Raw genomic sequence first — 6,141 nt, forward strand, 5'->3', positions numbered from 1 at the left:
ATCAGTACCGAGCCCAGCAGTGTCATTATCGACGACGCGGAGGTGTGCTTCCGGCGTACCTACGGCTGTAGTACTAAGGATGAATCTCCGGCGTTTTGTGTCTATGCAGCGAGTGAGGCCGTGCGGAGAAGGTGCTAAGTGTCCCTGCCAGGGGCAGTGTCTGAGTTTTTGTGTGCAAGGCCAGCTACAGCGGTTTGGTCGCGGCCTCGTCCGTCGGAAAGTGACCGAGCATCGTCATAGCGGCATGCGCTTCTAGTGTGGTGAGTTACAAATTCATTGAATTATTCTCGCCGCGTACTAAAGTGCTATGTGTAGCGCGGATACGAGGAGGCGGCGATGAGCGGACGGCCCAAACGGGAACTCGTGCTGAACGGATCGGAATTCGAGCAATTGAAGGCGCTCACGATGCGGCGCAAGACAGCACAGGCGTTGGCGTTGCGAGCGCGCATCGTGCTGGCCTGTGCCGAAGGGATGGACAACAAGACGGTCGCGGCGAAACTGCAGCTTACACAGCAAACTGTCTCTAAATGGCGCGCGCGATTTGTCGCAGACCGTGTGGACGGACTGCTTGACGCGCCACGCCCCGGTGCACCCAGGACAATCGACGACACGCATGTCGAGGCTGTTATTGCGAAGACGCTTGAGTCCGTGCCTGCCGGGGCGACGCATTGGAGCACGCGAACGATGGCCCGAGAGATGAAGCTCTCGCAGACGGCAGTGTCGCGGATCTGGCGTGCCTTCGGACTGCAACCGCATCGGCAGGAGACGTTCAAGCTCTCTAGCGATCCGTTGTTCGTCGACAAGGTGCGCGATATTGTCGGCCTGTACCTGGATCCGCCACTCAAGGCGATGGTGCTGTGCGTTGACGAGAAGAGCCAGATACAGGCATTGGACCGCACGCAGCCCATATTGCCGTTGGCCCCAGGCATTCCCGAGCGACGCACTCACGACTACATGCGTCACGGTACGACCACGCTATTTGCTGCGCTGGACATTGTCACTGGCGAAGTGATCGGCGAGGTGCACCGGCGCCATCGCGGCAGCGAATTCCTGCGTTTCCTGCGCACCATCGAAGCCAGCGTGCCGCCCCACCTGGATGTGCACCTGGTGATGGACAATTACGGCACACATAAGACTCCCTCGATCAAGGCGTGGTTCGCTCGTCATCCCCGCTTCCAGGTTCACTTCACACCCACTTCGGCGTCGTGGCTCAATCAGGTCGAACGCTGGTTCGCCACGCTTACCGAAAGATACCTTCGTCGCGGCACGCATCGTTCGACGCGCCAACTCGAAGACGCAATCCGGCATTACCTTGACGTCTACAACGCCCACCCCCAGCCGTTCATCTGGAGCAAGTCGGCCGACGAGATCCTGGCTAGTCTCGAACGGTTTTGTGTGCGGGTTCAGAAGGCCGCGGGATGAATGTCATGAATATCAATACCGAAGCGATCGACGAAGCCGCCCTGGCACTTCTCTACCTGACCCTGCACGATCAGTACCGCGCGTGGAAAGGCCTCGACTGGGACGTGTTGAATCGCCTCTACGAAAAGGGCTTCATCTGCGACCCCGTCAACAAGACGAAGTCGGTGGTCTTTACCGAACAAGGTTTAAGTGAGTCCGAGCGCCTGTTCAGGCAATATTTTGTCCTCCCGGACCGAACGAACAACTAATGTAACGAACTTCTAACTCACGACACTAGTGGCTCGTCACCCACTGTACGCGAAGGCGCGCGCATGCGATCCGGCCCGCTGGTCGCGTCACACGCGCAACTGGACATTGGTTGGTGCCGTGACGCCTAACCCCGAACGTGACTCCGCCGTAGAGATGATGTCAATCGACGCAAACAAACAGCCATTGGCTGCATGAATGACGGTCGAGTGGCCCGAGGGAACTGCCCCCTCAGGCTCTCACAGATCCGTACGTGAATCTCTCGATTCATACGGCTCCTCTTGTCCGCCGTTCTTCGAAACAGAAATCCCAGTGCGCGAACAGCTGAGGAAGACTTTCCCGACATCGTTTGAGCCACGCCCAAGATCGTCGTTTATGTCCTCTCAGTCGCTTGTACTTATTTCGCGCCCACCCGCCAAGCCGCAAGTCTATTCTGACCAAGAACCGTTTCAACGGCTCCGGATAGAATGCACCGTAGTAATTCACCCATCCCCTGACCATCGGGTTTATGCGCCGCGCCAGTTCGGACAGCGTCAATGAGGTACTTCGATTGAGACTCAGGCTTCGAATGGCCTGAGACATTCGCGTTAGCGCCTTTTGACTTACCGCAGGTCCGAATCCGGTGAACAGGTTTCCCGCTCGGTCTTGGACTGTCCGAGCATGAAAGCTGAAACCAAGGAAATCGAACTTGGTGTGGGTATGTTCCCCTCGACGCCGGCCATCTTTGCAGTAAACTAGACGCGTCTTTTCCGGATGTAGCAAAAGCCCACATGCGGTAAGCCGCTCCCGCAAGGCAGACAAAAACTTTTCCGCCTGCTGCTTCGTCCTGCAATGACAGACAACATCGTCGGCATACCGTTCAAACGGCACCTCCGGATGCTCAGTCTGCACCCATCGATCAAACGCATAGTGAAGAAAGAGGTTAGCCAATAGCGGACTGATCACCCCACCTTGCGGAGTGCCTCGATCCCGAGCAACCAGCTCCCCGGTTTGCTTCTGTACCGGACTTTCTAGCCAGCGTCTGATGTAGAGTCGTGCCCATGGCTCCGAAACGTGCTTTTCTACCGCACGCCTGAGAAGCCCGTGGTCGATGGTGTCAAAGAAGGATTTCAAGTCAATGTCGACTACCCAGTCGTAGCGCCAACTGTTCCTTCTCGCTTGCGCCACGGCTTGCTTCGCCGATTTGTTAGGACGATAACCGAACGATGATGAATGGAATATTGCATCGATTCCCGGCTCAACCAGTAACTTGACCGCCATCTGAGCCACTCGGTCAGTGATCGTCGGTACCCCGAGAGGACGAAACCCGTCCCCCTTCGGAATCAGCACCTCCTTGACCGGTTGAGGAAAGTAACTCCCCGAACTCATTCGATTCCACAGAGCGTACAGATTTCTCGCCAAACGATTGCGGAAGGTTTCAATACTCTCCCGGTCCACGCCCGGACCACCTTGATTGGCAGCCACGCGTTTCCAGGCCTCCCAGATCAATCGCTTGGGTATCTCGAACGACTTGGTGTCAACCCCGGAATCATCCCGCGTCGCAGTTGTTCCATGATCTCCACCGAACAAGGTCATGCCTTCGCTCCAGAAGTCATTACAACCCCTTCAACGCTACTACGCATGACTCCGCCCCTGTGCCTCGCATCGGTACTCTCACTCTCACGGGTTCTCCGCTTGAGTTTCTCCCTTGACATCGAGACGACAGGTTCCCAAGTTCCATATCCACGCCTGCAGAAAGGTCGCGCCACCTCTATGCCGGATGCCGTCAAACCCACCTTCAGGTTGCCGTTTGACTGATCCCGAGGCGTTGTCGAGTCCTCGGTTTTGACATCATTGCAATTATCGACACTTCTTCGATGGTTCACTTTCGTTCGCCTCCTTACTGCACACCTGACGGGATTCATCCCGCCTTTTCCACAGACGCTCACCACACCCGCTCTTAACGAGTGCAGCTCTGGGTGGTTTGGTATCGCCGCCTGATCGGCGACACCGAGGGGCCTACCCTCATCACGGATACAGCATGTACAGCGACGTACTGTCGCTTTCCTTCTTGGCACACCGACAACGAGCTTGACGCGCGCCGGGACTTCCGCAGGAACATTTCACTCACCGCCAGAAACGTGTGAATCCGCTTGCCGGTCGAGACTCGCCTTCATCCTCCAGCAATACGGTGTCTCGCCAACCAGGCGCTTGAATACCGTCGTAAAGTGAGCCTGCGAGCGGAACCCGCAACTCAGTGCGACGTCCAGCACGTTGTGTTTCGACGCGAGCAAAAGGTGCTGCGCGTGCTCGATCCGGCGGCGCAACAGGTATTCGTGGGGACGCGTGCCGGTTGCGCGGCGAAACTGCGAGGCAAAGTGCATGCGCGTCAGTCCCGCGCTGCCAGCCATGTCCAGGAGTCCGATCGGTTGGGACAGGTGCGCATCGACGTATTCGATCACGCGGCTGAGACGCCAGGAAGGCAGCGCGCTCGCCTCGCGCGTCTGCCGCCGCTCCGCCAGCGTGAAGTAGCGCGCGATCACGCGCGATACGATGGCGAGGCTCACGCTGTCGGTAAACACCTTGCCGAGCGCGGCATCGTCCGACTGCGACACGGCAAGCGCCTGGCCGAGACGTTCGAGCGCGGGATCGCGCACGAGCCTGGGGTCGTCGATGCGGATGTCGCCCGCATGCGGACGGCCGAACATGTCCTCGAAACATTCGCCCAGCACCTGTTGCGGGACGAACAGATGCAGCGCGTCGGCCGCCGATTCGAACACGGCGCTGCACGGCACATCCGGCGCCGTGACCTGCACGGCGCCCGCCGTCACCCGGCCGCGCACGAGCGTCCTGCCTGCATGAGCGAACGTCAGCGACGTGCACTTGAGATTCGTCGCGATGCAATGGCGTCCGGCGGTCCCTGGATTGGCGGCCTTCAGCGGTTGCGTGTCGTTACGCGTCCAGCGCGATACCAGGATGTTAGTTTGCAATCGTGCATCGGCTTGATCGTCAGTTGGGCAGCGCCACTGATGCTCGATGCCGATCGGGCTGACACGGCATTTCGTAACGGCGTCCACGGCGGCTTCGGGAAGCAAAGTCAACGTGCTGGTCATGGTGCGGTCATCCGATTGAGTGTTGGCGGGTGCCCGTATGCCAGGGCGCTGCGATGGCTCCAAGGTATCGCACGGCAAACGCTGCGCCCAGCCCTACCTACGGTTGCCCGTCATGACCAATGGTTCGGTCGACTCATATCCAGGTAGTCGTGCAGCAAGGCGTGCAGGCGGCGTGCCGCAGCGCCCGGCGCCTTGCGGGCCGGTGCCTGTTGTCGGAAATGGGCGGAGACAGCAATGCTTCTTCAAGCGTAAGCGTTGAACGACTCATACTTGGATATAGCTCCGCGACCCCGCCCGATATGAGGCCGATCGCAGTCGGGGCGGCGGCAACCGCGCGCAGCGCGGCGCGTCAGGCGTCTGCTTCAATGGCGGGCGTGCGGCCGCAGCGCGACAGTGCAGGTCGTGCTCATCGCGAGTTGCATGCAGGCGGGAATCTGATCCAGATGCACGCGCTCCGGCACGCGCTGGGCAAATCGCACCCACGTGTCGCGGTCGGCGATACCGCTCGCGAGGCTGCGAACGGTTGAGTCGGCTGATATCCAGGTGTGGCGTCGAGCAGGAGACGACCTGCGTCAAGGCACGCACGCGCTCCGGCCGCGCACTGACCGCCCGGGTCATTGGAAGGGCTGAAATTGCCACGTACCGACGCGCCAATTGCGGCTGTGCGATATCACACTTACGTATGCTGTCGTCATATGCCCGACTGTCTCACCGAGTCGTTTGTAGGATGGCTGGCGAACGCCGATTCTTTTAACGTGAGGTCACGAGGCACGGGGCAGGAAAGACCCACGCCATCTTCGGAACCTGACACGCCGGCATGCCGAAAAGGGCTTCCGCAATTGCATCGAACGGAGACACGGTGAATACGATCGAGTGGGCCCAAACAAGACAGCGCGACTTTCAGCGGCAGCCCGCCCGGTCCGTCCATCCTCCGACTGACGCCCTCGCAAGCCCGCAGGACGCGTTCACGCCGGACGATCCGTTTTTCGCGCGCCCCAGTGGCCCTCATTCGATCAGATTCACGCGCTGTACAGCGCGATGACCCGGCTTGGCGTCGAGAAAATCCGGCTGACCGGGGGGCGAGCCGCTACTGCGCAAAGACATTGAGCACCTGATCGAACGGCTGTCGGTACTGAGCGCGGCCGGTCTCAGGCGCGTGACGGTCAGCCTCGACGCCCTCGACGATGCCATGACCTGAATCCCTAACGAGGCTCCGCCTCAGACCGACGAGTTGTACGGGTGACTGCGGAGCGCTGGCGGTGTAAGGTGGCTCCGGTCGAGCCGGCTGGGACGTGCCCAGCGATGTACGAGCTCGAAGCTCAATGGGTCCGAAGACCCGTGGACGACCGGAGCCAATCATGACGTTATCACAGAGTGTGTG

At 59.7% G+C, this 6,141-nt stretch carries 5 protein-coding genes and 1 pseudogene; 3 read left to right on the forward strand and 3 right to left on the reverse strand.

What is annotated here, in order from left to right:
• The first annotated feature begins 336 nt into the window (after positions 1–336).
• Positions 337–1,422 carry an IS630 family transposase gene (locus AWB81_RS39590; protein WP_062643722.1) on the forward strand — a complete coding sequence of 362 codons (1,086 nt, stop codon included), beginning with the start codon at positions 337–339 and terminating at the stop codon, positions 1,420–1,422.
• A 5-nt stretch (positions 1,423–1,427) separates the two neighbouring features.
• A complete protein-coding gene (locus AWB81_RS39595) occupies positions 1,428–1,670 on the forward strand; it encodes a DUF6429 family protein (RefSeq protein WP_062643731.1) in 243 nt (80 codons plus the stop codon).
• Between the two features lie 265 nt (positions 1,671–1,935).
• Here AWB81_RS39595 and ltrA read toward each other — a convergent pair whose 3' ends face one another.
• From ltrA to AWB81_RS49310, 3 genes are all read right to left on the reverse strand, one after another.
• Positions 1,936–3,243 (reverse strand): group II intron reverse transcriptase/maturase, encoded by a 1,308-nt coding sequence (ltrA, locus tag AWB81_RS39600; protein ID WP_062643724.1) that lies wholly within the window; start codon positions 3,241–3,243, stop codon positions 1,936–1,938.
• A gap of 527 nt (positions 3,244–3,770) precedes the next feature.
• A complete protein-coding gene (locus AWB81_RS39605) occupies positions 3,771–4,760 on the reverse strand; it encodes a helix-turn-helix domain-containing protein (protein WP_062643726.1) in 990 nt (329 codons plus the stop codon).
• A 362-nt stretch (positions 4,761–5,122) separates the two neighbouring features.
• Positions 5,123–5,299: a hypothetical protein gene (locus tag AWB81_RS49310; protein WP_510183683.1), complete on the reverse strand. Its 177-nt coding sequence runs from the start codon at positions 5,297–5,299 to the stop codon at positions 5,123–5,125.
• 466 nt (positions 5,300–5,765) lie between these two features.
• Between AWB81_RS49310 and AWB81_RS47745 the strand changes: the two are divergent.
• Positions 5,766–5,952 (forward strand): annotated as a pseudogene (locus tag AWB81_RS47745) (GTP 3',8-cyclase MoaA); the annotation flags it as partial.
• Between the last annotated feature and the right edge of the window lie 189 nt (positions 5,953–6,141).

The sequence above is a fragment of the Caballeronia arationis genome (assembly GCF_001544975.2).
In the GTDB taxonomy this organism is placed as follows: Bacteria; Pseudomonadota; Gammaproteobacteria; order Burkholderiales; family Burkholderiaceae; genus Caballeronia; species Caballeronia arationis.